Annotated in this window: 23 protein-coding genes and 1 pseudogene; 10 read left to right on the forward strand and 14 right to left on the reverse strand. The window is 69.3% G+C overall.

What is annotated here, in order from left to right; all coding sequences use genetic code 11:
* Window positions 1–10: 10 nt before the first annotated feature.
* Entirely contained in the window at window positions 11–1,402 is a 1,392-nt protein-coding gene (locus tag M2163_RS02810) for an acyclic terpene utilization AtuA family protein (protein ID WP_280893009.1), read from the forward strand.
* Window positions 1,395–1,715, forward strand: coding sequence for a DUF4387 domain-containing protein (locus M2163_RS02815; protein ID WP_280893010.1), 321 nt, complete (start codon window positions 1,395–1,397; stop codon window positions 1,713–1,715). The genes M2163_RS02810 and M2163_RS02815 overlap by 8 nt, the downstream gene beginning before the upstream one ends.
* Here the strand turns inward: M2163_RS02815 and M2163_RS02820 are convergent.
* The 3 genes from M2163_RS02820 to M2163_RS02830 all read right to left on the reverse strand — a co-directional run bounded on the left by M2163_RS02820 (window position 1,670) and on the right by M2163_RS02830 (window position 4,541).
* Window positions 1,670–1,972: a hypothetical protein gene (locus M2163_RS02820; protein ID WP_280893011.1), complete on the reverse strand. Its 303-nt coding sequence runs from the start codon at window positions 1,970–1,972 to the stop codon at window positions 1,670–1,672. The two genes, M2163_RS02815 and M2163_RS02820, sit on opposite strands and share 46 nt — an antisense overlap.
* Window positions 1,973–2,184: 212 nt before the next feature.
* Window positions 2,185–2,895 (reverse strand): response regulator, encoded by a 711-nt coding sequence (locus tag M2163_RS02825; RefSeq protein ID WP_280854679.1) that lies wholly within the window; start codon window positions 2,893–2,895, stop codon window positions 2,185–2,187.
* Window positions 2,892–4,541: an ATP-binding protein gene (locus M2163_RS02830; RefSeq protein WP_280893012.1), complete on the reverse strand. Its 1,650-nt coding sequence runs from the start codon at window positions 4,539–4,541 to the stop codon at window positions 2,892–2,894. Before M2163_RS02830 ends, M2163_RS02825 begins: the two co-directional genes overlap by 4 nt.
* A 99-nt stretch (window positions 4,542–4,640) precedes the next feature.
* Between M2163_RS02830 and M2163_RS02835 the strand changes: the two genes are divergently transcribed.
* The 3 genes from M2163_RS02835 (at window position 4,641) to M2163_RS02845 (ending at window position 7,905) form a co-directional block, all read left to right on the forward strand.
* Window positions 4,641–5,630: a tripartite tricarboxylate transporter substrate binding protein gene (locus M2163_RS02835; protein ID WP_280854677.1), complete on the forward strand. Its 990-nt coding sequence runs from the start codon at window positions 4,641–4,643 to the stop codon at window positions 5,628–5,630.
* A 92-nt stretch (window positions 5,631–5,722) separates the two neighbouring features.
* Window positions 5,723–7,150: a gluconate:H+ symporter gene (locus M2163_RS02840; protein ID WP_280854676.1), complete on the forward strand. Its 1,428-nt coding sequence runs from the start codon at window positions 5,723–5,725 to the stop codon at window positions 7,148–7,150.
* Between the two features lie 269 nt (window positions 7,151–7,419).
* Window positions 7,420–7,905, forward strand: a complete 486-nt coding sequence (locus tag M2163_RS02845) for an ATP-binding protein (RefSeq protein ID WP_280854675.1) — start codon at window positions 7,420–7,422, stop codon at window positions 7,903–7,905.
* A gap of 637 nt (window positions 7,906–8,542) precedes the next feature.
* On the opposite strand, the gene M2163_RS02850 is transcribed toward M2163_RS02845, so the two are convergent.
* The 4 genes from M2163_RS02850 to M2163_RS02865 are packed head-to-tail and all read right to left on the reverse strand — an operon-like array spanning window position 8,543 to window position 13,404.
* Window positions 8,543–9,724 (reverse strand): XdhC/CoxI family protein, encoded by a 1,182-nt coding sequence (locus tag M2163_RS02850; RefSeq protein ID WP_280854674.1) that lies wholly within the window; start codon window positions 9,722–9,724, stop codon window positions 8,543–8,545.
* Entirely contained in the window at window positions 9,717–11,843 is a 2,127-nt protein-coding gene (locus M2163_RS02855) for a xanthine dehydrogenase family protein molybdopterin-binding subunit (protein WP_280854673.1), read from the reverse strand. The genes M2163_RS02850 and M2163_RS02855 overlap by 8 nt, the downstream gene beginning before the upstream one ends.
* Window positions 11,840–12,832, reverse strand: a complete 993-nt coding sequence (locus M2163_RS02860; RefSeq protein ID WP_280854672.1) for a xanthine dehydrogenase family protein subunit M — start codon at window positions 12,830–12,832, stop codon at window positions 11,840–11,842. The genes M2163_RS02855 and M2163_RS02860 overlap by 4 nt, the downstream gene beginning before the upstream one ends.
* Window positions 12,829–13,404 carry a 2Fe-2S iron-sulfur cluster-binding protein gene (locus M2163_RS02865; RefSeq protein ID WP_280855130.1) on the reverse strand — a complete coding sequence of 192 codons (576 nt, stop codon included), beginning with the start codon at window positions 13,402–13,404 and terminating at the stop codon, window positions 12,829–12,831. Before M2163_RS02865 ends, M2163_RS02860 begins: the two co-directional genes overlap by 4 nt.
* A 270-nt stretch (window positions 13,405–13,674) precedes the next feature.
* Here M2163_RS02865 and M2163_RS02870 point away from each other — a divergent pair, with 270 nt between their 5' ends.
* A complete protein-coding gene (locus tag M2163_RS02870) occupies window positions 13,675–14,262 on the forward strand; it encodes a TetR/AcrR family transcriptional regulator (protein WP_280893013.1) in 588 nt (195 codons plus the stop codon).
* Window positions 14,263–14,786: 524 nt separating this feature from the next.
* Window positions 14,787–15,383, forward strand: a complete 597-nt coding sequence (locus M2163_RS02875; RefSeq protein WP_280893014.1) for a hypothetical protein — start codon at window positions 14,787–14,789, stop codon at window positions 15,381–15,383.
* A gap of 23 nt (window positions 15,384–15,406) precedes the next feature.
* On the opposite strand, the gene M2163_RS02880 is transcribed toward M2163_RS02875, so the two are convergent.
* Window positions 15,407–15,862 (reverse strand): cellulose binding domain-containing protein, encoded by a 456-nt coding sequence (locus M2163_RS02880; protein WP_280854669.1) that lies wholly within the window; start codon window positions 15,860–15,862, stop codon window positions 15,407–15,409.
* A 256-nt stretch (window positions 15,863–16,118) separates the two neighbouring features.
* A complete protein-coding gene (locus M2163_RS02885; protein WP_280854668.1) occupies window positions 16,119–16,967 on the reverse strand; it encodes a helix-turn-helix domain-containing protein in 849 nt (282 codons plus the stop codon).
* Between the two features lie 132 nt (window positions 16,968–17,099).
* Between M2163_RS02885 and M2163_RS02890 the strand changes: the two genes are divergently transcribed.
* Both M2163_RS02890 and M2163_RS02895 read left to right on the forward strand, forming a co-directional pair.
* Entirely contained in the window at window positions 17,100–17,879 is a 780-nt protein-coding gene (locus M2163_RS02890) for an SDR family oxidoreductase (protein WP_280854667.1), read from the forward strand.
* Between the two features lie 405 nt (window positions 17,880–18,284).
* Entirely contained in the window at window positions 18,285–19,244 is a 960-nt protein-coding gene (locus M2163_RS02895; RefSeq protein ID WP_280893015.1) for an aldo/keto reductase, read from the forward strand.
* 47 nt (window positions 19,245–19,291) lie between these two features.
* Here M2163_RS02895 and M2163_RS02900 read toward each other — a convergent pair whose 3' ends face one another.
* Window positions 19,292–20,773 carry a long-chain fatty acid--CoA ligase gene (locus M2163_RS02900; RefSeq protein ID WP_280893016.1) on the reverse strand — a complete coding sequence of 494 codons (1,482 nt, stop codon included), beginning with the start codon at window positions 20,771–20,773 and terminating at the stop codon, window positions 19,292–19,294.
* Window positions 20,774–20,941: 168 nt separating this feature from the next.
* On the opposite strand from M2163_RS02900, the pseudogene M2163_RS02905 reads away from it, so the two are divergent.
* Window positions 20,942–21,913 (forward strand): annotated as a pseudogene (locus M2163_RS02905) (RNA-guided endonuclease TnpB family protein); the annotation flags it as partial.
* A 52-nt stretch (window positions 21,914–21,965) separates the two neighbouring features.
* Here M2163_RS02905 and M2163_RS02910 read toward each other — a convergent pair.
* Genes M2163_RS02910 through M2163_RS02925 form a run of 4 tightly spaced genes read right to left on the reverse strand, consistent with a single transcriptional unit; the run spans window position 21,966 to window position 25,607 of the window.
* Window positions 21,966–22,811: an isocitrate lyase/PEP mutase family protein gene (locus tag M2163_RS02910; protein ID WP_280854664.1), complete on the reverse strand. Its 846-nt coding sequence runs from the start codon at window positions 22,809–22,811 to the stop codon at window positions 21,966–21,968.
* 20 nt (window positions 22,812–22,831) lie between these two features.
* Window positions 22,832–23,416, reverse strand: coding sequence for a 3-isopropylmalate dehydratase small subunit (leuD, locus tag M2163_RS02915; protein ID WP_280854663.1), 585 nt, complete (start codon window positions 23,414–23,416; stop codon window positions 22,832–22,834).
* Entirely contained in the window at window positions 23,413–24,810 is a 1,398-nt protein-coding gene (gene leuC / locus M2163_RS02920; RefSeq protein ID WP_280854662.1) for a 3-isopropylmalate dehydratase large subunit, read from the reverse strand. Before leuC ends, leuD begins: the two co-directional genes overlap by 4 nt.
* 2 nt (window positions 24,811–24,812) lie before the next feature.
* On the reverse strand, window positions 24,813–25,607 hold the full coding sequence (locus tag M2163_RS02925) for an IclR family transcriptional regulator (protein WP_280854661.1): 795 nt from the start codon (window positions 25,605–25,607) through the stop codon (window positions 24,813–24,815).
* Window positions 25,608–25,630 lie beyond the last annotated feature (23 nt).

A 25,630-nucleotide genomic window follows, 5' to 3' on the forward strand; every position in this document is an offset into this window, starting at 1 on the left:
GAAGGAACCGATGAGCACGAAGGACACACCGGCCGAGAAGGTAGGCATTCTGGTGCCTGCGGGCATGCTCGGCGCCGGCTTCAGCGAGGCGACCGTCGAGCGGGGCCTGGCGCTCGGCGCCGACGTCATAGCCATCGACGGCGGCAGCACCGACTCCGGCCCCCACTACCTCGGTGCGTCCGTGCCCAAGACCACCACGGCCGCGGTCGCCCGTGACCTTCGCATCCTGCTCAAGGCAGCGGCGCGTGCGGACATTCCGCTGATCGTCGGCTCATGCGGCACCAGCGGAACCGACAGCGGAGTCGACTGGGTCGCCGGCATCGTGGCCGACATCCAGTCCGAAGAGCATCTGCAACTGAACGTCGCCCGCATCTACAGCGAGCAGGACGCCACCACCCTCAAACAGCACCTGGAGGCCGGCCGTATCCACGCCTTGCCGCCGCTGGGCGAGTTGCAGGCCGAAACGCTGGAGAGCTGTACGCACATCGTCGGCATGATGGGCCACGAACCCATCGTCGCCGCGCTCGAAGCAGGCGCCCACGTCGTGCTCGCCGGCCGAGCTACGGACACCGCCGTCGCCGCGGCGTACCCCCTCATGAAAGGGATGCTTGCCGGTCCGACCTGGCACGCGTCCAAAATCGTGGAATGCGGTGGCCAGTGCACCACCAACCCGCGCGCGGGCGGCGTGTTCGCCACAATCGACGCCGACGGGTTCACCATCGAACCGCTCGATCCGACCGCAGCCTGCACACCGCACTCGGTCGCCGCCCACATGCTCTACGAGACAGCCAATCCCTTCCAGATGCGTGAGCCCGCCGGCACCCTGGACGTCCGCGACGCCACCTACACATCCCTCGACGACCGCACCGTACGGGTCGAGGGTTCATGCTTCCACACCGCCGACCAGCACACGGTCAAGCTCGAAGGCGCCCGGATCACCGGCTACGAAACCATGTCGTTCTCCGCGATCCGCGACCCGCACATCCTCGCCAACATCGAAGCCTGGGCAGAACTCCTGCACACCATCCTTCGGCAACGGGTGGAGCAAACCCTCGGGCTGCGAGAAGACGCCTACGCCTTCGACGTCCGCCTCTACGGCTACAACGCCGTACTGGAAGGACTCGACCCGGCCTCGGGACCACCGCGGGAGGTAGGCGTCATGCTTCTGGTCAGCGCCGCCGACCAGGGCACCGCTACCGCCATCGCCAAGATCGCCAACCCGCTGATGCTGCATCTGCCCACGGCCGACATGGACTATCTGCCCAGCCTCGCGTTCGCCACCTCACCGGCGGAGACCGAACGCGGCCCCGCCTACGAGTTCGTCCTCAACCACGTCGTCGACACCGACACCCCCACCGACATGTTCCGCCTCGTCCTCCAGGAAGCCACGCACCGTGCCTGAGACCACACTTGCCGACCTCGCCCACGAGATCCGGTCGAAGAACGCCGGCCCGTTCTGGGTCACCATGGAGCTGTTCATGCGCGACGCCGACGGCTACCGCATCGCCGCCGACCCCAGTTTCCTCAACGAGGGCACCATCGCCCGGCTGTACGACGTGGACGAAACGACAGTCGCCCTCTACCGGATCCCCTCGCTGAACGTCGTCAAAATCTCCTTCCCCCGCCCCGTCAGCCAAGGCTCCTTGCGGGACCGGGACATGCATGCCGGTCAGCACCACGTACCGCTCGCCGTGCTGCCTGTCCAACCCGGGTAGTGGTACGCCCGCCTGAGACTGCCCGGACGCGGAACGGCATGCGGGGTGACCGTGCCCGTGATCATCCTGCGGACCTCGGTCAGCTTCACGCGGACCACTCCCGCCTCGTAGGCCTGCAGGACATCACCGTCCGCCGTGAACGGGTAGCCGTCCAACCGCGTGTAGACCAGTGGCGCCCAGCCCTTCGTCGCGATGGTGTCGCCCAGCATCGCGAGTTCTGAGCGGACGTGGCTGCGGGTCAGTTCGGTGGCCCGCATCAGCAGGCCGCGGGCCTGGCCCGCTTCAGCACCCGGGTCCCACGATTCCGGATGGAGCGGGAGTCGCTATGACGGAGCGGTGATCACCGTCAAAACCGGGAGTTCCCTGCGGCCACAGGCGCAGTCAGAGGTGTCCCCCGATTCGCGTACAGGCAGGTTCAAAGACGGATTCTGACCGCCTGTCCAGGCGGCCAGGCCCAGAAGCCGAAGCACTAGCCGCGCCAGCGGTAGCGGCGCTCGGGGCGGCCGGCGGTGCCGTAGCGCAGGGAGATGTCGGCGGCGCCGGTGGTGTGGAAGTACTCCAGATAGCGGCGAGCACTGACACGGGAGATGCCGGTCGCGGCCGCGCACTCGGCCGCGGACAGGGACCCGTCCGTGTCGCGCAGGGCACGCTCGATCAGCCCGGCCGTCTCCACGCTCAGCCCCTTGGGCAGCGCGCCGCCCGAGGCGGGGGCGAACGCTCCGGCCAGCACCCGGTCGACGTCGGCCTGGCCACGGACAACCGTGGTGAGCCGCCGCCCGCGCTGGACGGCGTACCGCTCCAGACGGGGTTTGAGGTCCTCGAAGTCGAAGGGCTTGAGCAGGTAGTCGACCACGCCGTGACGTACGGCACCGCGCACCGCCTCGGCCTCGCGGGCGGCGCTGATCACCATCACGTCGCAGTCGTGGCCGCCGCTGCGCAGCCGTGGGATGACGTCCAGACCGAAGATGTCCGGCAGATACAGGTCGAGCAGGACCAGGTCGGGACGCAGCTCCTCGACCGCTCCGATGGCCTGTTCACCGGTGCTGGCGGTGCCCACGACATGGAAGGGCTCGACGCGTTCGACGAACGTCCGGTGCACCCGGGCCACCATGAAGTCGTCGTCGACGACAAGCACCTCGATACCGTTGCTGCCGGTGCCGCTGCCTGCGGGCGGGGTCATCGGGACGCTCCTTTCGCCACCGCGTCGGCGGGATGGCTCACGGACAGGCGGGCGGTGAACTGCGCGCCCTCAGAGGTGTTGGTCACGGCGATCTCGCCGCCGCGACGCTCGCAGACGAGCCGGGTGAGCGCGAGGCCGATGCCGCGCCCGCCCTCCTTGGCCGCCTTGGTGGTGAAGCCGTGAACGAAGACCTCGTGGGCGAGTTCGGGGGCGACGCCGGGGCCGGAGTCGCGTACGACGATCTCCACGCTGGCGGCGTCCTGTCGCAGCCCGGCCTCCACCCATGCCTCGGCGTCGGCGGATTCGCCTGCCGTGGCGGCGTCGATGGCGTTGTCGACGAGGTTGCCGAGCACGGTCGCCACGTCGGCGGCGTCCTCGGGGACGAGCCGGTCGAGCGCGGTGTCGTCCGAGATGTGCAGGGTGACTCTGCGCTCGGCCGCCTGGGATGCCTTCGCCATCAGCAGGGCGGCGACGGCCGTGTCGCGAACGCGGCGGCCGACGGTCATGTCCAGGGAGTTGCGTCGCTGGTTCAAGGCCCTGATGTAGCCGACCACTTCCTCTTGCTCGCCGATCTGTATCAGCCCGGAGATGGTGTGCAGCTGGTTGGCGAACTCGTGCGCCTGCGCGCGCAGCAACTCGGACGTACTGCGGAAGGAACCCATCTCGCGCTCCAGACGGGCCAGTTCGGTACGGTCGCGCAACGTAGTGACCGAGCCGAGCAGACGGTCGTCCTTGGTAACCGTCATACGGTTCATCACGAGTACGGTCCCATGGCGAATGACGACTTCGTCGTGCGATGCCGTACCGTCCTCACGGGTTCCGGTCAGGACGTCCAGCAGCCGCCCCCCGATACCGAGTTCGTCGAGGCCACGGCCCACGCAGTCCTCGGGCAGGTCCAGCAGACGCCGGCCGATGTCGTTGACGAGGGTGACGCGGTGCTGGGGGTCCAAGGCGACGACACCCTCCGCAATGCCGTAGAGCATCGCCTCCCGGTGTTCGGCGAGGCCGGTGATCTCGCGCGGCTCCAGGCCGAGGGTCTGGCGTTTGACGCGCCGGGCCAGCAGCCATGACCCGGCGACACCGAGCGCGCTGGCGATGCCGAGGTAGGCGAGCAGATACGAGGACGCCCCGGACAGCCGCTGCCACACGGTCGGCGAGGCCTCGCCGATCATGACCGTGCCCAGGATGCGGCCGAGGGTGCCGCCAGATGCGCCGAGGACGGGCACCTGAGCCACCAGCTCATGGCTGCCGTCCCAGGTCAGCGAACCGGACCAGCCGCGGCCCGCGGCCACCCCGCGGCCGAGCGGCAGCCGGTCGCCGATCACGGTGGGGTTCGTCGAGCTGACGATCCGGCCGAGGGCGTCGGCCACCGTGACGGACGTGACCGAGGACTGGACCAGCGTGGAGTGCACGAGCGGCGCCAGAGTCTCCGCGGGAGCGGGCCGCACCAGGCGGCTGCGCACCAGGGGGTGGGCGGCCAGCTGCTCGGCGAGCGCGCTCACCCGACGGCCCTCGACCCGATTGAAGGTGGCCTCGGACTGCGCGAGGGAGACCCCGGCGACCGCCAGCAGCACCACCACGACGATGGCGAGCTGGAGGACCAGCATCTGGCCCGCGAGGGTGTGGCGGCGGAACGTGGTGACCACAACGAACTCAATTTCTACTGCTGACACAAGCTGGGCGACCAGTCCGCCCAGGCCGCACAATCATGGCGTCCGTCCCACGGCAAACGAAAGAGAGGTGCCATGAGCGGTCGACCCCGCAGCCTGTTCGGCACCCTCTGCGTCCTGCTGACACTCACCGTCAACGCCTGCGGCGTGTGGCCCGGCGCTGCGAGCGGCCCCGTCGATGGCCTGCGCATCCTGGTGCCCAACACAGCGGGTGGCGGCTACGACACCACCGCCCGCACCGTGGCCCGGGTCCTTGAGGAGACGTCGACCGCCTCCGACGTGCAGGTCTTCAACCTGCCCGGTGCAGGCGGCGCGGTCGGCCTGGAGCGCATCGTGGACGAGCGGGGCAACGGCAGGCTCGCCCTGCAGATGGGCCTCGGTGTCGTCGGCGCGACACACCTCCTCCACGGCCCGGCCACCGTCGAGCAGACCACACCCCTCGCCCGCCTGATCGACGAGCCCGGAGCGATCGTGGTCCGGGGGGACTCGCCGTACCGCACGATCGACGACCTGATCGCCGCTTGGCGAAAGCACCCCGCCCGGCTGCGCGTCGGCGGCGGCTCCTCCCCCGGCGGTCCGGACCACCTCCTGCCGATGGAGCTGGCGCAAACCATCGGCATCACCCCGAAGAGCGTTGAATACGTCGCCTACGGCGGTGGGGGCGGCGACCTGCTCCCCGCCTTGCTGGACGGCAAGGTCGACTTCGCCACCAGCGGCTACGGCGAGTTCCTCGACCAGATCAACGCCGGGCAGCTCCGGGTCCTGGCGGTCACCAGCGACAAACCGGTGCCCGCGCTAGCCGGAGTGCCCACCCTGAAGTCGGCGGGCGTCCCGCTGGTCTTCGACAACTGGCGCGGGCTCGTCGCCCCGCCCGGCATCCACGCCGCCGACCGGCAGCGCTGGATCGACGCGCTCACCTCGCTGCACGCCTCCCGGCAGTGGAAGGCGGAGCTCGCCCGGCACGGCTGGACCGACGCCTTCGCCACCGGCGACGCCTTCGCGTCCTACCTGGCCCGGCAGGACAAGGCCGTCGCCGACCTGGTCGCCGACCTCGGCCTGGACTGACCCACGCCACACGCCTCCGGGACCGCATACGCCGGCCCCGCGCTTTCCCCTGCCCGCTCCCCTGCTCGTCCGCCCCTTCGGAAGGAACCCGCATGACCGCGCACACCTGGTGGCTGCTGCTCATCCTCACGGTGGCGATCACCGCACTGATCTACTTGATCAACTCCCGGCTGCGGATCCATCCGTTCGTCGCGCTGATCGTCGTCACCGTCGGCACCGGGCTGGCGGCCGGGGAACCCGTCGCGAACCTGACCGAGTCGATCGAAGAGGGCGCCGGCGGCACCCTCGGCGACGTCGGCCTCACCCTCGCGCTGGGCGCCATGCTGGGCCGGCTGCTGTCCGACTCCGGAGCCACGGACGCCATCGCCCACGCGCTCGTCGACCGATCCGGCGCCCGACGGCTGCCCTGGATGGTCACCGCGGCGGCGTTCGTCATCGGCGTCCCGATGTTCTTCGAGGTGGGACTGATCGTCCTGCTGCCCCTGATCTTCGGCGTGGCCCGCAGGCTGGAGGACCAGGGCGGATCGAAGGGATCCCCGTACGTGCTGCTCGGCGTGCCCGCGATCGCCGCGCTGTCCACGCTGCACGGCATGCTGCCGCCCCACCCCGGACCGCTGACCGCCATGACCGGACTCCACGCCGACCTCGGCCTCACCCTCGCCGTCGGCCTCGTCTGCGCAATACCGACCGTCGTCCTGGCGGGCCCTGTCTACGCCCGGTGGATCGCTCCCCGGCTTCCCGAAGTGCGCCCGGATGCCGCACTGATGGCCCAGTTCACGGGCACCGGCCGGGTGGCCGACTCCCGCCCCGACGGGCCGGGCGCGCAGGTGCGCACCAACGCGCCGCCGCGCGCCGGCATCTCCGTCGGTCTGGCCGTGACCTCTGTGCTGATACCCGTCGCGCTGATGCTGCTGCGCACCCTGGCGGAGACGCTGCTCGACGAGTCCAACGGGCTGCGGGCAGCCCTCACCTTTGTCGGCGAACCGCTCGTGGCGATGCTCGCCGGGTTCCTCTTCGCACTCGGCGTGACCCTCGTCGGCGCGTCCCGCCCCGGCGAGGAGACGCGCACCTCGCTGACGGACAGCCTGAAGTCCGTCGCCGCGATCTTGCTCATCATCGGCGGCGGAGGAGCGTTCAAGCAGGTGCTCCAGGACTCCGGCATCGGCGACGCCATCGCCTCGGCCGCCCGGGGCGCACATCTCAACGTGATCGTGCTGGGCTGGCTGGTCGCGCTGCTGCTGTCCCTGACCACCGGCTCGGCGACCGTCGGCATCGTCTCCGCGACCGGGATCGTCGCCCCGCTGATCGGCGACGGCGGCGGCCTGGAGGCGTCGCTGCTCGTCGTCGCCATCGGTGCGGGCTCCCTCGGCCTCAACTATGTGAACCACGCCGGGTTCTGGCTGGTGAAGGAGTCCTTCGGGATGAATCTCGGGCAGGCGGCGAAGACGCAGACCGTCGTGCAGACGTTGGTCAGTGTCCTTGGGCTCCTGATGGCGCTCCTGCTGTCGGTGTTCGTCTGAGGCAGGCGCCCCTGGCGTCCGCTCGACAGCGGGCGCCGGGGCGCCGAAGTCGTCCACCCGGCACGGCGGTCGGGGCGCAGTCGCACTTCCAGGTTGGCCCGGTCGCCGTTCCGGTCGCCCTAGCCTGCAAGATCGAACAGGGCCTGGATGATCCGTAGGCCCTTGACGAACTTTCTACATCAAACGTTTGACGTACGCATTGGCCACTTCTAGCGTCCTTTATGACCCGGTTGCTGAGTCCGACGAGAGACGAATGGAGGTGGCCGGTCATGTCCACCCTGACGAGCCCCGCCGCCGTCCCCATACCGGCGGTCGGTACGGATCGCGGAGGCATTCCCGTTCCGCACCTGAGGCGAGGTGCACTACGCGTCACGTTGCAGGCGTCGGCGCGCCCCGAGTCCGTCGGGTACCTCAGAAGGCGTGCATCGATGATCTTGGCCGGCTGGATGCTCAGCACGGATGAGGCACAGTCGGCCGAACTGGTCATCAGCGAGCTCCTCACCAACGCGGTGGAGCACGGACGTGCCGACATGACTCTCGCTGTCGCCCGAACCGCATCTGATCTCGAGATCACGGTCATCGACCACGGCCATGCCACGAAATCCGCCACGATCAACGATCCCGACGAACATGGCCGCGGTCTCGCCATCGTCGCGGCCCTCACGCACAACCTGTCCATCGACAGGACAGCCGATGGATGGCACACCCTGGCCCGCATCGTCCTCGGGTCACCGATGCCCGCCCCCGCGGCGTGAGATGCCGTCGCAGGGGACAGAACGGACTTCGCCGCAGGTCACCTGCATCGGGCCTCGTGTCCCGCGTGGAGAAGCCGCTCGACGGAGAGTCGCGAACCACCGCCGACACAGCGGCCAGGGCCGTGCTCGGGCAGTTCGGTTGAGGCTCATGGCCTCCTCCTGCGCATGCGCGCTCCGCACGCTTCTTGATCTGTTCTCGTCGGAGCCGCAGGCGGCTGTTCCTCGGGCGTTCCCCGTCGGCGGCAGCCGGCCAGGCAACACGCAGGGCCGGTAGGGCGAAGCGTGCCCCGGCCCACCCGAAGGGCCTTGTCTTCCTCGATGACGCCTTCGCACTCATGAGCCGAATCGGCGGTGACTTCGCACCCGGCCGGCAACACCGCGGCGATCGACCGGAGCATCGCGGCTAATGCCTCCACGTCACTGCCGCCCAAGGCGGAGCCGGTGAGGACATCGACCGCACGATCCGCGTTGTGACCTGAAGCTTTCCGCACCGACCGCTGCGCGTGGGAGGCACGCCGAGCCGGCCGCAGCCAGGTACGAGGTGCCTCCCGGCTGATGGCCGGCCCTTGCTGTACAGCGCGATACGTCGGTTGAACTCCGCGGGCAGGATGCCGGCGAAATTCCGGCTCCCAGGGCGCTAGGAGGCGGTGCCCGCCACGGCGTTCGGCAGTGAGGGGCGGCCGGACGAGAGGTCGGAGCGGGCCGTTTTGCCGTGGTGGATCGGCGTTTCCGTTCCGGTCAGTGAACGGCCGGTTCCGCCTCTGCGTGACGCGATGATCTCCGCGGCGATGGACAGCGCGGTCTCCTCGGGCGTACGGCCCCCGAGGTCGAGTCCGATGGGTGACCTCAGGCGGCCCAACTCTGCCTCGCTCAGACCTGTTTCACGCAGCCTGCGCTCCCGGTCGGCGTGGGTGCGCCGTGAACCCATCGCGCCCACGAAGGCGACGGGGAGCCGCAGCGCGACCTCCAGCAGGGGAACATCGAACTTGGCATCGTGAGTGAGGACACACAGGACAGTCCGCGCGTCGGTCCGGGTACCCCGCAGATATCTGTGCGGCCAGTCCACGACGACCTCGTCCGCCTCAGGGAAGCGCGCCTGTGTGGTGAACACCGGCCGGGCGTCGCACACCGTGACGTGGTAGCCCAGGAACTTCCCGGCCCGGACCAGCGCCGCGGCGAAGTCGACCGCACCGAACACGATCATCCGCGGCGGCGGTGTGCCGGCCTCGACGAGCACCGTGAGCCCCGCGGGGCAGGAGGAGCCGTCCGGCGACAGCTCGACCGTGCCCGTGCGGCCCGCGTCGAGGGCGGCACGGGCGTGCTCCGCGGCCGTGCGGTCAAGGTCCTCGTGGATCCCGAGGCTGCCTTCCGTGGAGCCGTCGCCGTGGACGAGGAGAGTGGTGCCGAGGTGCTCGGGCGGACCTTCGACCACTCGGACCAGGGCCACCGGCTCACCCCTCTCCATGTCGTCCAGCGCGGCCTGCAACCGTGCTCTGGCCGGCGCGTTCGCGGGCAGCGGTGTGACCATCACGTCGAGGACGCCACCGCAGGTCAGGCCCACGGCAAAGGCATCCTCGTCGCTGTAGCCGAAACGCTCCACGACACTTCGGCCGCTCTCCAGCACCTGAGCGCACAGGTCGTAGACCGCGCCCTCCACGCAGCCGCCGGAGACCGATCCGATGACGGTGCCCGCACGGTCGACGGCGAGGGCGGCACCGGGGCCGCGTGGAGCGCTGCCGCCGACGGACACGACGGTGGCGACGGCGATGTCACGGCCGTCGCGGAGCCAGTCCTTCAGTTCCGGGAGCAGGTCAAGCATCGTTGCCTGCCGCCGTGAGGACGCGGTCCGGGCGGATGGGCAGGCGGCGATGCCGTATGCCGGTGGCGTGCCAGACCGCGTTGGCGATGGCGGCCGCGGCGCCGACGATGCCCACCTCGCCGATGCCTTTGATGCCGACGGGGTCGTCGGGGTCGGTGTCGTCCACCCAGTCCGCTTCGATGCGCGGGACGTCGGCGTGCGTGGCCACGTGATAGCCGGCGAGGTCAGCACCGACCGGGCCGCCGAAGGCCGGATCGCGTACGGCCTCCTCGTGCAGGGCCATGGAGATGCCCCAGATCATGCCGCCGGTGAACTGGCTCCGTGCGGTGAGCGGGTTGACGATGCGGCCGGCGGCGAACATGCCGAGCATGCGTCGCACGCGTACCTCACCTGTGGCCGGGTCCACCGCGACTTCGGCGAACTGGGCTCCGTAGGAGTGCCGTTCCATGCGCGCGAGTGCGGCGATCTGGGCCGTGGTGTCCGAGCGGACGGTGATTCCCTCGGGTGGGATCGCCATGCCGGGCACGAGTCGCTCGCGCAGGTCGCGGGCGGCCGCGATGACGGCCATGGACCAGGAGCGGGTGCCCATCGAACCGCCCGCGATCATCGCGAAGCCGAACTCGCTGTCGCCGATCAGCACGCTCACTTGCTCTGGTGTGACGTCGAGGGCGTCGGCTGCGACGAGGGTGAGCGCGGTCCGTGCGCCGGTGCCGATGTCGGCCGCCGCGATCCGCACGGTGAAGCGGCCGTCGGGCTCGGCGGTGATGGCGGCGGTGGAGGGGGCGGCGCCCGCCGGGAAGGACGCGGCGGCGGTCCCGGTGCCCAGCAGCCATCGGCCCTCGCGCCGCACACCCGGCCTGGGATCGCGCTCGGCCCAGCCGAAGCGGCGGGCGCCCTCCTCGAAGCAGGCGCGCAGGTTGCGGTTGGCGAAGGGCAGGCCGGAGACAGGGCCCTGGACCGGTTCGTTGCGCAGGCGGAGTTCGATCGGGTCGATCCCGCACTTCTCGGCGAGTTCGTCGAGCGCGGACTCCAGGGCGAAAGACCCCGGAGCCTCCCCCGGCGCACGCATAAAGGTGGGGCTGGGCACGTCGAGGCGTACGACGCGGTTCTCGGTGTGGTGGGCGTCGGCGTCGTACATCACCCGCGCCACGCCGGCACTCGCCTCGACGAACTCGTACACCGTGGCGGTACGGCTCACTGACCGGTGATCAAGGGCACGCAGCCGTCCATCGGCGTGGGCGCCGAGCCTGATCCGCTGGACGGTGGGGCTGCGGTGCCCGGCCAGCGCGAACATCTGAGGCCGGGTCAGGGCCACGCGCACAGGGCGCTGGAGGACCGTCGCCGCCATAACGGCCGCCACCTGGTGAGCGCGTACGCCCTTGCTGCCGAAGCCACCGCCGACATGCTCCGAACGCACCCGCACCGACGCGGGATCCAGCGAGAACAGGTTCGCCAGCTCGCTGACCACCCAGGAGGTGCCCTGATTGGAGTCGACCACCTCCAGCCGGCCGTCCTCCCAGCGGGCGGTCGCCGCATGGGGCTCCATCGGATGGTGGTGCTCCTCCGGCGTCGTGTACTCCTCGTCCACGACGACCGCCGAGGCGGCCAGTTCGGCCTGCAGATCCCCCTTGTCGGTCACGCCGGGCATGTGACCGTCCACCGGGTGGGATTCCGGGTGGTCTCCTGTGAACTCGATGTCGTGCGGCAGCGTTTCGTACTCGACGGCCAGAGCCTCGGCCGCTTCCCGTGCCTGCTCGGGCGTCTCCGCGACGACCAGGGCCACGGGCCAGCCGAGGTGGGGCACGGTGTCGCCCTGGAAGACTGCGCAGGTGGGATCGGGCCTGGTGCCCAGCATGCCGACGAAGTCGGTTTTCAGGCGTGGCGCACTGCGGTGGTCCAGAACGGCCAGGACACCGGGCATCTCAAGGACGGGAGCGCTGGCTATGTCACGGATGCGGCCGCGCGCGACCGTGGACAACACCAGCCAGCCGTAGGCAAGTTCGGTGAAAGGGATATCGCCCGCGTAGCGTGCCGCGCCGGTTACTTTGTCCCGGCCCTCCACTCTCACGTGACCGGTGCCCACCGCGCGCGCGGCTGCCTTTTCGACGGTGGTGGTCATCGCGCGACCGCCTCGGTGAGCTCACTCAGCACGGCCACGGTCAAGTTATGCATCAGGTTCACCTTGTATCCGTTGTGCGGCAGCGGCCGGGCCGCGGCCAGTTCCGCCTCTGCGGAGGCCGCGAACGTCTCCGCGGTCGCAGGTGCCCCGATCAGAACCCGCTCGGCGGTACGGGCGCGCCAGGGCCGGGACGCCACCGCGCCGAACGCGAGGCGTGCGTCGCGTACGACTCCGTCGCCGACGTCGAGGGCGGCTGCGACGGAACCGATCGCGAAGGCGTAGGAGGCGCGCTCGCGCACCTTGCGGTACTGGGAGTGGGCCGCGACCGCGACAGGCGGCAGTGAGATACCAGTGATCAGGGCACCTGCCGGCAGGGCCGTCTCCCGGTGCGGGGTGTCGGCGACGGGGAGATAGAGCTGTTCGAGTCGCACTTCGCCCTGCCCGTGGGCGGTTTCGTAGTGCACGACTGCGTCAAGGGCGGTCAGAGCGACGGCCATGTCCGAGGGGTGCACAGCCACACATCTCCCGGACGCACCGAGGATGGCGTGGTTGTGGTGCTCGCCGCTGAGGGCGGGGCAGCCGCTGCCCGGGTCGCGTTTGTTGCACGGCTTGGTGGTATCCGTGAAGTAGGCGCAGCGGGTGCGCTGAAGGAGATTGCCGCCGACCGTGGCCATGTTGCGCAGCTGACCGGATGCACCGGCGAGCACCGCCTGGGCCAGCATCGGGTAACGGCTGCGCACTTCGGGATGGGCGGCAAGGTCGCTGTTGGAGACCGTCGCGCCGACGTGGAGTCCACCGTCCGGGGACGGCTCAATGCGGTCCAGGGGCAGTTCCCGTACGTCGACGAGGCGGGCCGGACGCTCTACGCCGCTCTTCATCAGATCGACCAGGTTGGTGCCGCCGGCAAGGTAGCGGGCGTCCGGATCGTTGTCCAGGAGGGCGACGGCGCCCATCACGTCGGGCGCCCTGCGGTAGTCGAACTCCCTCATGCGGCCGCCCCGCCCTCTACTGGTGCGCCCGCCTTTGTCGCGTCGGCGGTCTCGGCCGCTCGTGCGACGGCCTCGACGATCGAGGTGTAGGCGCTGCAGCGGCACAGATTGCCGCTCATTCGCTCACGGATCTCCTCTGCGGTCAGCGGTGTCGGCCCGGCCGCCGGACGTATGTCGCCGGAAGCGGCGCTCGGCCAACCGGCAGCGTGTTCCGCGAGCATGCCGATCGCCGAACAGATCTGTCCGGGTGTGCAGTAGCCACACTGGTAGCCGTCGAGATCGAGGAACGCCTGCTGCACCGGGTGCAGCCGGTCGCCGTCCGCGACGCCTTCGATGGTGGTGACTTCGCGTCCTTCGGTCGCGACCGCGAGTTGCAGACACGCTACGGTTCTGCGGCCGTCGACCAGGACAGTGCAGGCACCGCACTGGCCCTGGTCGCAGCCCTTCTTGGTGCCGGTCAGATCGAGGCGTTCGCGTAGGGCGTCGAGCAGGGTGGTGCGGTGATCGACGGGCAGAGTGTGTTTCTCACCGTTGATGTGCAGGGTGATGACACTGGTCGTTTGTAAGGTCATGAGCGATTTCCTAGCGGGGTTCTCTTCGTGGCGCACATGGGCCCGAAGTGGGCTGTATCGCTGGTGAAACGGCTGGTGAGTGGGAAGTGCCGGTCGGACTCTCGGGCGGGACGAAACACCCGTCAGTCCGGCAGCGGCGGACTGACGGACAGGCCATGGCAGTCGCTAGAATGGACTCCAACCGGACGATTGTCCGGTACCCGGAAACGTAGCGGACGATTGTCCACTTAGCAAGGGTGCGCTTCTGTCACGTGCCTTAAGGAGCGACAAGTGCAGGACAAAGGAGGCACCCCCCTACGCTCCGACGCGCAGCGCAACCGTGAACGCATTCTGTGTGTCGCTCTCAGTGAACTGACGCAGTCTCCAGACGCACCACTCAGCACCATCGCCAAGAAGGCGGGAGTGGGCCAGGGCACGTTCTACCGCAACTTCCCCAACCGCGAGACCCTGGTCCTGGAAATCTACCGTCACGGGATACAGCAGGTCGCCGACAGTGCGGCCCAACTGCTCCTGGAGCTGCCGCCCCAGCTGGCCCTCCGCACGTGGATGGACCGGCTGGCCGAATTCGCCATGACCAAGGCGGGCCTGGCTGATGCGATCCGCCTCGCCACGAGTGCGCCCGGAAGCCCCTCGAAGCCCTCGCCCACTCCCGTGGCCGAGGCGGCCGAGCTTCTGCTGCGTGCCAACGAGGAAGCAGGCACCATCCGACCCGGGGTCAGTGCCGACGACTTCCTCCTGGCCATCGCGGGCTTGTGGCAGATGACTCCGACCGAAGACTGGCCACCACGCGCCGCCCGCCTTCTCGACCTCGTCATGGACGGGCTGCGTACCGGCGCACCCGGTCAAAGCCCCGAATGACAAGCACGCGCTGGCCCTCAGCCATCTGTCGGCCATGCCCTGGACAGGGCGGCGGACAGCCTTGTGCTGCTACAGCCGAAGATGTGCTGGCCTACCCGTACGCCATGCGCGCGATCGCCCATGAGAACGGCACGTCGGCCTCGATGACCCGTTGCAGCATCTGTCTGAAGCCCGCGTTGCTGGGCAGAGCTCGCGGTCGAGCAAGGCCCGGCCGCAGGGGCGACCGATGTTCGGCGCTGTGCCGGCAGGCGACTGAAGGGCACGCTCACCTCCACGGGTGATGACATCGTCTTCCTCCGTGCGTTCACCCCAGCCCGATGCGGCACCCCTGGTGCTCACGCACAAGTGGCCGAGCTCCGTGATCGAGCCGGTCGAGGTGGCGGACGCCCTGGCGAACCCTACGGCTGCGGACGCACCGGCGTTTCACGTCGTCGCACCGGCCCCTGCCCTGCTTCGGACCGAGCGGCCGGCCAGTGACACCGGGATGGTCCGTGGACCGAACCGCCGGCCCCCGGGCGGTGTTCATGGCAAGGCTCGACCACGAGCGGTTCTCGGCCGCGGGTGGCGACTGGGGAGGCCGTGTGACAACCGCTCCGGCAGTCCGGCATCCCGAACGGGTGGAGGCGATTCACACCTTCACGCCTTACGCCGACGTGCCGGCCGAAGACGGCGATCTCGGCGAGCGCGAGCGCATCAGCCTCCAGGAGACCCGTGACTTCTGGAATCGGGGCGGCAGTCACTCCCTGGAGCAGTCGACCAGGCCGCAGAGTGTCTCCTACGCCCTCAGCGACTCTCCGATCGGTCAACTGGCCTGGATCACCCAGAAGTTCCACGACTGGACCGATGACGGCGACCACCTGGAAGTAGTGCCCACCCGAGCGCAGCACCCCGGCACATCTGCCGACAGCTGGAGCAAGGCCGACCGCGGCGGTCACTTCCCCGTGCTCGAAGTGCCGGAACGCTATGTCGCCGCACTCGTCAGTGCCTGCACGGCAATACGGTCCGGCGGCAGAGCGGAGATGGGAGTCCGAAGGGCGGCAACTGGCCGGCGAGGGCGGGCCGCCGCAGCTGACCAAGCGGCTGCGGCGGCCCGCCCCGGGCACGACATCAATGTTCGCTGACGATCAACTGCCGGCGCGGAACACTAGCCTTGTGCCTCACAGGTGAGTTCCGGTACGCGGGTGTCCTGGTAGCCGCGGACCACGTACACGAAATAGTCGGAGCGGCCGACCTGGATGGGTCGGTATCCGTAAGGAGTGCTGTCGAACGTCACTTCACTGCCGTCGGCGGTGAGGACGGCCTGCCACACGGTCCGTACCGACTGCCCCTCGGGCAAGGTGCCCTTCGCCCGCCACGCATTGATCGTCACCGGGCCGGTGTTCTTCACCTCTACATAGGCCGAATACTCGCCGTTGTTGCTGTAGATGACATCCTGGGTCACCGCAGTACAACTGGCCGAGCCTTCCGCTGCAGGACTCGCGGACGCCGTACCGGAAGCGGTCGCGACCATGAGAGCCGCGGAGAACACCGCCGCGCATACCGCCGGCGAGCGCCTGCGGGATAAGGGCGATCGTCCGGCCGTGAGTCGATTGCTCTTCATAACACCGTCCTTCGTCGTGGGGGCACACGGCGGCACTGCCTGCGAACCACGCGCGGACTGCTGCACCGGTGACACGGGCGCCGCCGATGAGCGGGTCCGGTCAGCAGGCTTGCTTGCCATGTGACGTGAGCGTGTGATCAGTCTCGTCAAGAAGCGTTCAACTTTCAAGTACTCAGTTCCGCCTGTTCCCGTGGGACGGAACCTTGGCTTCCACGCCGACACCGAACACCGTCGTGATCATGTGAATCCCGCCCTGTCACACCTCCGATCGCAGATCCTGGTTGCCCAGCACGGCCAGCAGCTCCAGCTTCTCCGCCGAGTCCGTACCGGACACCGGGGTGAACCACAGCAGGCGTTGGCGACCGTCCTCGCTCAACAGACTCAGGCAGTTCACATGGAGCATCCCCAGTGAGGGGTGCCGGATACGTTTGCGGTCGGTGCGCCTGACCGCTACATCGCGTTCGGACCAGAGGCGGACGAACTCTGCGCTGCGCCGTTTCAGATCGCCGATCAGCTGTGCAACCTCCTGATCGCCGCGGCTCCGTCGCCCGGCCGCCGCGCGCAAGTCCGCGACGAGGCCGCGCGAGTGATGCTCATGATCGTCCTCCGGATACAGGGCACGGGCCGTCGGATCCCCGGTGAACCACCGGTGGGCGAAGCTCGCTCCCGGTCCCGCGGCAGGAACGATCGGGCCGAAAAGTGCATCGGCGAGGCGGTTTTGCACCAGCGTGACGTTCAGGTCCGTACAGACGAACGCCGGCACCGCGGCAAGGCGGCCCAGCAGGTCGAACATGGCCGGACGGGGGTGTGCCGACGAGCCTCCGGAAGGTGGCAGCCGCCGACCCGCAAGGTGGAAGAGGTGATCGCACTCGTCACTCGTCAGCCGCAACGCCCGGGCCAGAGCGGCCAGCATCTGCTCCGACGGTTGAGCGTCGCCGCGCTCGATCTCGATGTAATAGTCGGTCGAAGCCCCGGCCAGCATGGCGACCTCGTCGCGGCGCAGCCCCGGAACCCTGCGCCGGGGCCCGGCGACCAGACCGACGTCCGAGGGCTGGACTCGATCACGTCGGGACCTGACGAAGGCACCCAGCTCGGTCAGATTCACCTGTCCAGTATCCGTGCCCGGCCACGCCTTACCCAGGGGGTCCCAACCCCTGGGTAAGCGGCCACTGGTCAGCACCGGCCGATGGACACATGGTGGAGGAATCAGCCAGGAACCACCGACAGAAGGAATGCCATGCCCACCACGATCGCCCTGGTCACCGGCGGCAACCGCGGCATCGGCCGCTCAATCGTCGAGGCACTCGCCGCCGACGGCCGGGACATCATCTTCACCTACAACACGGACGAGGGCAGGGCGAAGGAGGTCGTCGAGGCCGTCGCCGCGCATGGCCGCATCGCCGTCGCACTTCACCTCGACGTCACACAGTCGGCGGCGTTGCCGGGCTTCACCGACACCGTGCGGCAGACACTGCGGGACCGCTGGGATCGTGACACCTTCGACATCCTGGTCAACAACGCCGGGATCGCGCTGCACTCCCCTCTGGGTTCCACCGACGAGGAGACCATGGACCGCCTCTTCGCCGTCCACGTCAAGGGTTGCTACCTCCTCACCCAGGCCTTGGCCACCGCCCCCGACGGCACCGCGCCCTTGCTGACCGACGGCGGCCGGATCGTCAACCTCTCGACCGGCCTCGCCCGGTTCGTCACTCCGCCCTACGCCGTCTACGGGGCGGTCAAGGGAGCGGTCGAGGTACTGACTCGTTACTGGGCAACGGAACTCGGTGGGCGCGGGATCAGCGTGAACAGCATCGCGCCCGGCCCGGTGAGCACCGACTTCGACGGCGGTCACCTCCGCGACGACGAGAACCTCCAGCAGATTCTGAGGGGACTGACCGCTCGCGGCCGCATCGCCGAGGCAGACGACATCGGCCCAGCCGTGGCGGCTCTCGTGAGCGAGGGCACCCACTGGATCACGGGGCAGCGCATCGAGGCGAGCGGCGGCTTCCGCCTGTGACGCCCTGCCCCGAGCGCCCGATCGGCGGCGGTGAACTGATTCCGCGCTGACGGACACCGACGCGGATCTGAGCCAGCCATGGCCGCCCGTTGCCCCGAGCTTCCCATCTCCCCCTGGGACTGGTCGGGCAGGCCGGTCAGGTCGGGCCATGCATGAGCAGCGGGCAGGCAGCTGCGGGTGCTGACACGGGGGCTGGGTCGTCCCCGCGGCACATGTGTCGCCCCATACCCCGGCGGCGTCCTCGGGCGAACAGAAGACGGGCAGCAAGCCGGCGGCGTACGCCACCGCGTCGCGGCCTGGACGATTCAGGCATGTTCGGACTGAGCATCGTGACCCCAAGCCGCGCCACCCCGCGATGGGCAAGCGTGGGGAACTTCGAGCAACCGAGCGGCCGTTGGGCATGACATGACTGAACTTCGCACCCTCGGCTCGTCCGGTCTCCGCGTGTCCCCCCTCTGCCTGGGCGGCAACGTCTTCGGCTGGACCGCCGACAAAACCCAGTCGTTCGCAGTGCTCGACGCCTATCTCGCCGCGGGCGGGAACTTCATCGACACCGCCGACTCATACATGCACTACTTTCCCGAGCAGGGCAATGAGCCGGGACAGTCCGAGAGCATCATCGGCGATTGGCTCGCCAGCCGCCGCAACCGTGACGACGTGGTCATCGCAACCAAGGTCGGCGACCACCCGAAGTTCATGGGCCTTGCCCCCGCCAACATCAAGGCCGCAGTCGAGGAGTCCTTGCGGCGACTGCGTACCGACCACATCGACCTTTACTACACCCATTTCGACCGGGATGAGTCCATCCCCGTGGACGAGATCATCACCGCTCTCGACGATCTCGTGAAGGCCGGCAAGGTGCGGGCCATCGCCACCTCCAACATCAGCCCCGAACGGCTCTCCGCGTCACTTGAGTTCTCCGACCGCGAGGGGCTGGCCCGCTACGTGGCCCTGCAGCCGCAGTACAACCTCATCGCACGCGACAGCTACGAGGGTGCACGACGGGAGATCGTGCAGCGCGAAGGCCTGGTCTGCGTACCGTACTTCGCGCTCGCCTCCGGCTTCCTCACCGGCAAGTACCGACCCGGTAAGAACACCGAGAATGTGCGCAACCTTCCCGGGCTCGCCGGCGGCTACGCGGACACGGAACGCGGCGTGAAGGTGCTCGACGCGCTGGAGCAGATCGCCACGGCGCGGGGCGTCGAGATGGCCACGGTGGCGGTCGCCTGGCTCGCGCAGCAGCCGACCGTGATCGCCCCGATAGCCTCCGCACGCACTGTCGAACAGCTGCCGGCGCTGCTTGCCGCGCAGGACCTTCAACTGTCGGACACCGAACTGGAGACCTTGACGACGGCCTCCTCCTGACTCGCGTCCACCGCGCTTACCCGGCGGTCGTGCGATCGCATCCCACGTCAGCCCGCGGGCTGAACCTTGCGGCGCAGGATTTTGCCTGTGGGACCCTTGGGGAGGGCGTCGACGAGCCAGACCGAGCGGGGATACTTGTACGCCGCGAGACGGTCCCGGACGAAGTTCTTGAGCTCCTCCGGGTCCACCTCAAAGCCCGGCTTGAGGGCCACCGCGGCGCCGACCTCCTCACCGAGTTCCGGATGCCCGATCCCGATCACCGCGGCCTCGGCCACCGCGGGATGCTGATAGAGGACCTCCTCCACCTCGCGGGGGTAGACGTTGTAGCCGCCGCGGATGATCAGGTCTTTCTTGCGGTCGACGATGGTGTAGTAACCGTCCGCGTCCTTGGTGGCGATGTCGCCGCTGCGGAACCAGCCGTCAGGTATGGCTGCGGCGGTGGCGTCGGGACGGTTCCAGTAGCCCTTCATGACGTTCTCACCACGGATGGCGATCTCACCGGGCTCACCGGCCGGGACATCCTCACCGTCGTCGTTGACCAGGCGCATCTCGCAGCCACGTACCGGAAAACCGATGGTGCCTGCCTTGCGCTCACGGCCGGGCTGGTTGAACGACACGACCGGCGCGGTCTCGGACAGGCCGTAACCCTCGAAGACCTCGCAGCCGAACCGGGACTCGAAGCCGCGCAGGATCTCCACCGGCATCGCGGAGCCCCCGGTCATGCAGGTGCGCAGCGAGGACATGTCGGCGTGCGCCGCATCGGGGCAGTTCAGCATCGCCGCGTACATGGTGGGCACACCCTCGAACACGGTCACCCGGTCACGGGCCACCACCTCCAGCGCCTTGACCGGATCGAACCGCGGAATCAACGTCAGTGTGGCGCCCGCGCGGACCGCGGCGTTGAGCCCGCAGGTCAGGCCGAAGACATGGAACAGGGGCAAGCAGCCCATGATCACGTCGTCCGGACCGATCTCGATCAAAGTCTCGGACGTGGTCGCCGCGTTGGAGGAGAGATTGTGGTGGGTCAGCTCCGCTCCCTTGGGCTGCCCCGTGGTACCGGAGGTGTAGAGGATGACGGCGGTGTCGCCGTCCGCGCGCTCGACCGGTTCCTCAATCGGGGTACCGCTCAGGTCGGCAGGGCCGGTCGCCGCGACGACGATCCCTGTGATCCCCATCGTCTGGGCGGCCTCGGGCACCACATCGCCGGAGCCGTCCCAACCGTAGACGACCTTCATCCCCGAGTCGCCCAGGTAGTACTCGACCTCACGGGCCTTGAGCAGCGGGTTCATCGGCACCACGACCGCGCCTGCGAGCAGCGCGCCATAGAACAGGACCGGGAAGGCGGGCACGTTCGGCAGCACCAGACCGACCCGGTCGCCCGGCTCCACTCCTCGTTCGCGCAAGTCGCCGGCCACGGCCGCGGCGGCGGCATGCAGGCCCGCGTAGTCCAGCGTGTAGCCGTCCAGTCTGATCGCCGGGTGCCGGGGCTGCGAGCGGGCGGCCGCGAGCAGGTTTCTGGCCAGGTTCATCGGGGCCTTCCTTCGTGGATACCCCGGCCTTCAGGCCGGGGAGGAAAACGAGGCTCCTGCGGAGCAGGGCAGGAGAAGTCGGTTCGCCGCCAGGGCGACCCGGCGCCCACCGGTCACCGGTGGACACCCGCCGCTCACACGGGAGCCGATAGAAAGTGAGGTAGGGCGCGGCAGGACAGGCGGGCGTTCAGGTACCGCTCTTACCCCACGGGCGAACAGGCGCCTGAGCTGTAGCGCACGTTCGGCCGCTACAAGGCGCGCAAGAAGGCCCGCGTGTCGGCCGAGTACACCCGCAACGCCTTCACCTGGCGCGACGGGCAGCTCACGCCGGCCAAGATGGCGCAGCCGCTGGACATCCGCTGGTCGCGCCCCCTGCCCGAGGGTGCGGAGCCGCCCACGGTGACCGTCTCCCGCGACGCGGCGGCCCGCTGCTTCGTGTCCCTGCTGTGCGAGGACACCATCGCCCCCGCCACGAGCGCGGCGGTCGGCCTGGACGCCTGGATCACCTCCCTGGTGACCCTGTCCACCAGCGAGAAGATCGCCAACCCCCGGCACGAACGCCAAGACCGCGCCCGCCTGGCCCACGCGCAGCGCGAGCCGTCGCGCAAAGCGAAGGGCTCGGCGAATCAGGCGAAAGCCCGCCGTCGTGTCGCCAAGGTCCATGCGCGGACCGCTGACCGGCGCCGCGACTTCCTGCACAAACTGACCTCGCGCATCGTCCACGAGAACCAAGTGGTCGTGATCGAGGACCTCACCGTCCGCAATCTGCTGAAGAACGGCACGCTCCCGCGCGCCCTCTCGGACGCAGCCTGGACGGACCTGCGCTCCATGCTGGAGTACAAGTGCGCCTGGTACGGGCGCGAACTCGTCGTGATCGACCGCTTCTTCCCCAGCAGCAAGCTGTGCGGAACCTGCGGCACGGTCCGCGAGAAGCTGCCGCTGAACGTCCGTGAGCGGACGTGCGAGCACTGCGGTGCCGTGCATGACCGCGACGTGAACGCGGCACACAACATCCTGGCCGCCGGGCTGGCGGCGTCTGCCTGTGGAGACGGTGTAAGACCTCAACGGGAGTCCTCCCGGACGGGGCGATCGTCGGTGAAGCAGGAACCCCAGCGGGCGACCGCTGGAATCCCACGCCTTAAACGGGGGAGGAAGTCAAACCCATACGGTCTCCTTCGGTGGGCGCAGCGGATCAGCGGTAGCGTTCGCCCAGCGCGGCCCAGTCGTCGAACCCGACCGCACGGAATATGCCGAGCGGGCCGTCGCCGAGGTATGGGTCCTCGCCGCCCAGGTCGACCAGCGCGGCGGCCATCGCGGCGGTGACGGGCTGGAGCAGCGCCCCCGGGTAGATCGCCATACGGAAACCGAGCTTTTCGAGGTCGGCATCCGGGACGGCGGGGGTCCGGCCCGCGGGGACGACGTTGAACACCAACGGGGCCTGCACCTCGGCGGCGATGCGTTCGATCTCCTCCACCGATTGCGGAGCCTCGACGAAGATCATGTCTGCCCCTTCGGCCGCGTACCGGTGGGCGCGGGTGAGGGCCTCGTCCAGTCCCGCGGGTCCGCGCGCGTCGGTCCGGGCGATGATGACGGTGTCGTTCTCCCTGGCGTCGAGGGCGGCGGCGAGCTTGCGGACGAAGTCGTCCGCGCTGATGACCGACTTGTCGGTGAGGTGCCCGCAGCGCTTGGGGAAGTCCTGGTCCTCGAGCTGGATCGCCGCGACACCGGCGCGCTCGTAGGCCCGGACCGTCCGCACGACGTGCATCGGGTTGCCGTAGCCGGTGTCGGCGTCCGCGACGACGGGGAGCCCGCTGGCCTCGACCACGACTTCCGCACGCTCGGCCATCTCCGTCGCGGTGGCCAGACCGATGTCGGGCAAGCCGTAGCCGGCGGCCACCGCTCCGGCGCCGGTCAGGTAGGCGACCTGGAAGCCCGCACGTCGGACGAGGTGGGCGCCGATGCCGTCGTAGACCCCCGGCGCGCGGACCATGCCCGGTTCGGACAACAGCCTGCGCAGTCGGGCGGGTGCAGTGGTCATGGTGGTCGCCTCTCTGGTCGTCACGACGCCCTGGCAATCGGGACGTGCGCGAGTTCGTACGCGCGGATGGCCGCCTCGTGCTGGAGGGTCACGTCGATGCCGTCGTGCCCGTCCAGGAACCGCTGCCGGGTGTCGGCGTCCATCCGGATCGGGGCTTCGATTCCGGCTGCGCGGACGGTCAGGCCAACGAGGTCCACCGCGACGGGCAGCGCCGGGTCGGCTTCGACGGCATCCATCAGGCCGCTCACCTCGTCGTCGGCCAGCACGGCCGCAACGAGTCCGGACCGGACAGCGTTGTCGGCGAAGATGTCGCCGAAACGGGAGGCGATGACGACTGCGAAACCGTGGTCCTGCAGCGCCCAGACGGCATGCTCGCGCGACGAGCCGGAGCCGAAGTCCGCGCCGGCGAGCAGAATCGTGGCTCCGGCGTGGGCCGGATCGGCCAGCGGGAAACCAGGCTCCGCCCGCCACGCGGCGAAGAGGTGCTCGGCGAAGCCCGTCCGTGTCGTCCGCAGACAGTGCCGGGCGGCGATGATCTGGTCGGTGTCGATGTTCGTGCGACGGATCGCCACCGCACGACCCGTGATCGAGGTGATCGGTTTCATGGTGTCCCCAGGGTCGACGGCGCGGTGAGGCGGCCGGTCACCGCCGTTGCGGCCGCGGTGGTGGGCGAGACCAGGTGAGTACGGCCGCCCCGGCCTTGGCGGCCCTCGAAGTTGCGGTTGGAGGTCGAGGCGCACCGCTCCCCTGCCGCCAGGGAGTCGTCGTTCATCGCGACACACATTGAGCAGCCGGCCGTACGCCACTGCGCCCCGGCCTTGCGGAACACCTCATCGAGTCCTTCGGCTTCGGCGGCGCGTTTGACGGCGGCCGAACCGGGGACGACGAGCATGCGCACACCGGGCGCGATGCGGCGGCCGTCGAGGACCTGGGCGGCCGCCCGGAGGTCCTCGATGCGACCGTTGGTGCAGGACCCCAGGAACACCACGTCGATCGGGATCTCCCGCATCGGGGTTCCCGGAGACAGATCCATGTACGTCAGAGCCCGTTCCGCTGCTTGCCGGCCGGCTGGATCGGGTGCATCGGCCGGGTCCGGGACCGCGCCGCTCAGCTCGACGACCTGGCTCGGGTTCGTGCCCCAACTGACGTAGGGGGACAAGGTCGTCACGTCGATGTCGACACTGCGGTCGAATTCGGCATCGTCGTCGCTGCGCAGCGACTTCCACGACGCGACGGCGTCGTCCCAGGCTCTCCCGGTCGGTGCGTACGGCCTGCCGCGAAGGTACTCGACGGTCACGTCGTCGGGAGCGATCATGCCTGCCTTCGCACCCGCCTCGATCGACATGTTGCACAGCGTCAGCCGCGCTTCCATCGACATCGCCTCGACGGCGGGCCCGCGGTACTCGATCACATGACCTTGCGCACCTCCGGTGCCGATCCGGCCGATGACGGCGAGTGCCACGTCTTTCGCCGAGACACCCGTCGGCAGCGCGCCGTGCAGCGTCACGGCCATGGCCCGAGGCTTGGCGAACGCGACCGTCTGCGTCGCCAGCACGTGCTCGACCTGGCTGGTACCGATGCCGAAGGCGAGCGCCCCGAACGCACCGTGCGTGCTCGTGTGGCTGTCGCCGCACAGGATGACCCGGCCCGGCTGGGTGATGCCGAGTTCAGGTCCGATCACATGCACGATGCCCTGGCCCTCCGTGCCCGACCGGTGCAGCGGGATTCCGAACTCGGCGCAATTGCGCCGCAGGGCCTCCACCATGGTCGCCGCCACCCCGGATCGCCCCAACTGACCGCGGGTGGGGACCACATGGTCCTCGGTGGCGAGCGTGAGGTCGGGCCGGCGGACGGTGCGACCGGCGAGGCGCAGGCCTTCGAACGCCTGCGGGCTCGAGCCTTCGTGGAGCAGGTGGAAGTCGACGTAGAGCAGATCGCTGCCCGCGGCGCCGCGGTGCACCACGTGGGCGTCCCAGATCTTGTCCAGCAGGGTTGCCATCGCTACGCCGTCGCCTCACTCGTAGTGCCCGGTGCCCGCCCGGCCGGGGCACCGTCGTAGCCGAGGCGGCGCGACAGCGCCCGGGCGGCGTCGCCGATGAGTGGACCGAAGTCCTCGGCCGCCGCACGGTCGAGCCGGGAGGAGGGGCCGCCGACGGCGATGGCCGCCACGACCGTGCCGCTCGCGTCGAACACGGGCGCGGCCAGCGAGTTGAGGCCCGTCTCGCGCTCCTCCTCGGTCAGGAGCCAACCGTTCGCCCGCGCGAACTCAAGCTGCCGGTCCAGCGCGCCCCGTGACTCGCCGGGCGCCTGCTCGGCGGTCTCGACGAGCACCGCGTTGAGCACCCGCTCGTCGTGGGCCATGAACACCTTGCCCGCCGCTCCCAGGTGCATGGGCATGAGCTGACCGACGTCACTGCGGTAGATGATCGACCGCGAGCTGAGCTTGACGATCACCGCCACCCTTGTGGTGCCGCGCCGGATGTAGAGCCCGGCCGTCTCGCCGGTCACGTCCCGCAGGTGCGCGGCCACCGGATCGGCGGCCACCAGCAGGTCCGAGCCGGCCGAGGCGGCCGACGCCCATCCGAGCACACGGAGGCCGACGCAGTACTCGTCACCCGTCCGCTGCAGGAGTTCACTGGCCACGAGGGTGCGAACCAGGCGGGCGACCGTCGAGTTGGGCATGCCCGTCATCCGCCGGATGTCGCTCAACGACAGCCGTGTCTGCCCCGGGGAGAAGCAATCAAGGACGCGGACCGCCTTCTCCATGACGAGGATCGAGGGCTGGCCTTCAGACATCGTTCTGCTCTCCGTTTCCATCA

It is taken from the genome of Streptomyces sp. SAI-135 (assembly GCF_029893805.1).
In the GTDB taxonomy this organism is placed as follows: domain Bacteria; phylum Actinomycetota; class Actinomycetes; order Streptomycetales; family Streptomycetaceae; genus Streptomyces.

What these genes read in the sequence shown, in the direction of transcription:
- M2163_RS02890 (WP_280854667.1), top strand. Translation starts at nt 17,100, where the DNA reads ATGCCCACCACGATCGCCCTGGTCACCGGCGGCAACCGCGGCATCGGC.
- M2163_RS02810 (WP_280893009.1), top strand. Translation starts at nt 11, where the DNA reads ATGAGCACGAAGGACACACCGGCCGAGAAGGTAGGCATTCTGGTGCCT.
- M2163_RS02855 (WP_280854673.1), bottom strand. Translation starts at nt 11,843, where the DNA reads ATGACCACCACCGTCGAAAAGGCAGCCGCGCGCGCGGTGGGCACCGGT.
- M2163_RS02825 (WP_280854679.1), bottom strand. Translation starts at nt 2,895, where the DNA reads ATGACCCCGCCCGCAGGCAGCGGCACCGGCAGCAACGGTATCGAGGTG.
- M2163_RS02925 (WP_280854661.1), bottom strand. Translation starts at nt 25,607, where the DNA reads ATGTCTGAAGGCCAGCCCTCGATCCTCGTCATGGAGAAGGCGGTCCGC.
- M2163_RS02895 (WP_280893015.1), top strand. Translation starts at nt 18,285, where the DNA reads ATGACTGAACTTCGCACCCTCGGCTCGTCCGGTCTCCGCGTGTCCCCC.
- leuC (WP_280854662.1), bottom strand. Translation starts at nt 24,810, where the DNA reads ATGGCAACCCTGCTGGACAAGATCTGGGACGCCCACGTGGTGCACCGC.
- M2163_RS02875 (WP_280893014.1), top strand. Translation starts at nt 14,787, where the DNA reads ATGGCAAGGCTCGACCACGAGCGGTTCTCGGCCGCGGGTGGCGACTGG.
- M2163_RS02850 (WP_280854674.1), bottom strand. Translation starts at nt 9,724, where the DNA reads ATGCTTGACCTGCTCCCGGAACTGAAGGACTGGCTCCGCGACGGCCGT.
- M2163_RS02910 (WP_280854664.1), bottom strand. Translation starts at nt 22,811, where the DNA reads ATGACCACTGCACCCGCCCGACTGCGCAGGCTGTTGTCCGAACCGGGC.
- M2163_RS02840 (WP_280854676.1), top strand. Translation starts at nt 5,723, where the DNA reads ATGACCGCGCACACCTGGTGGCTGCTGCTCATCCTCACGGTGGCGATC.
- M2163_RS02900 (WP_280893016.1), bottom strand. Translation starts at nt 20,773, where the DNA reads ATGAACCTGGCCAGAAACCTGCTCGCGGCCGCCCGCTCGCAGCCCCGG.
- M2163_RS02865 (WP_280855130.1), bottom strand. Translation starts at nt 13,404, where the DNA reads ATGACCTTACAAACGACCAGTGTCATCACCCTGCACATCAACGGTGAG.
- M2163_RS02860 (WP_280854672.1), bottom strand. Translation starts at nt 12,832, where the DNA reads ATGAGGGAGTTCGACTACCGCAGGGCGCCCGACGTGATGGGCGCCGTC.
- M2163_RS02845 (WP_280854675.1), top strand. Translation starts at nt 7,420, where the DNA reads ATGTCCACCCTGACGAGCCCCGCCGCCGTCCCCATACCGGCGGTCGGT.
- leuD (WP_280854663.1), bottom strand. Translation starts at nt 23,416, where the DNA reads ATGAAACCGATCACCTCGATCACGGGTCGTGCGGTGGCGATCCGTCGC.
- M2163_RS02820 (WP_280893011.1), bottom strand. Translation starts at nt 1,972, where the DNA reads ATGCGGGCCACCGAACTGACCCGCAGCCACGTCCGCTCAGAACTCGCG.
- M2163_RS02835 (WP_280854677.1), top strand. Translation starts at nt 4,641, where the DNA reads ATGAGCGGTCGACCCCGCAGCCTGTTCGGCACCCTCTGCGTCCTGCTG.
- M2163_RS02880 (WP_280854669.1), bottom strand. Translation starts at nt 15,862, where the DNA reads ATGAAGAGCAATCGACTCACGGCCGGACGATCGCCCTTATCCCGCAGG.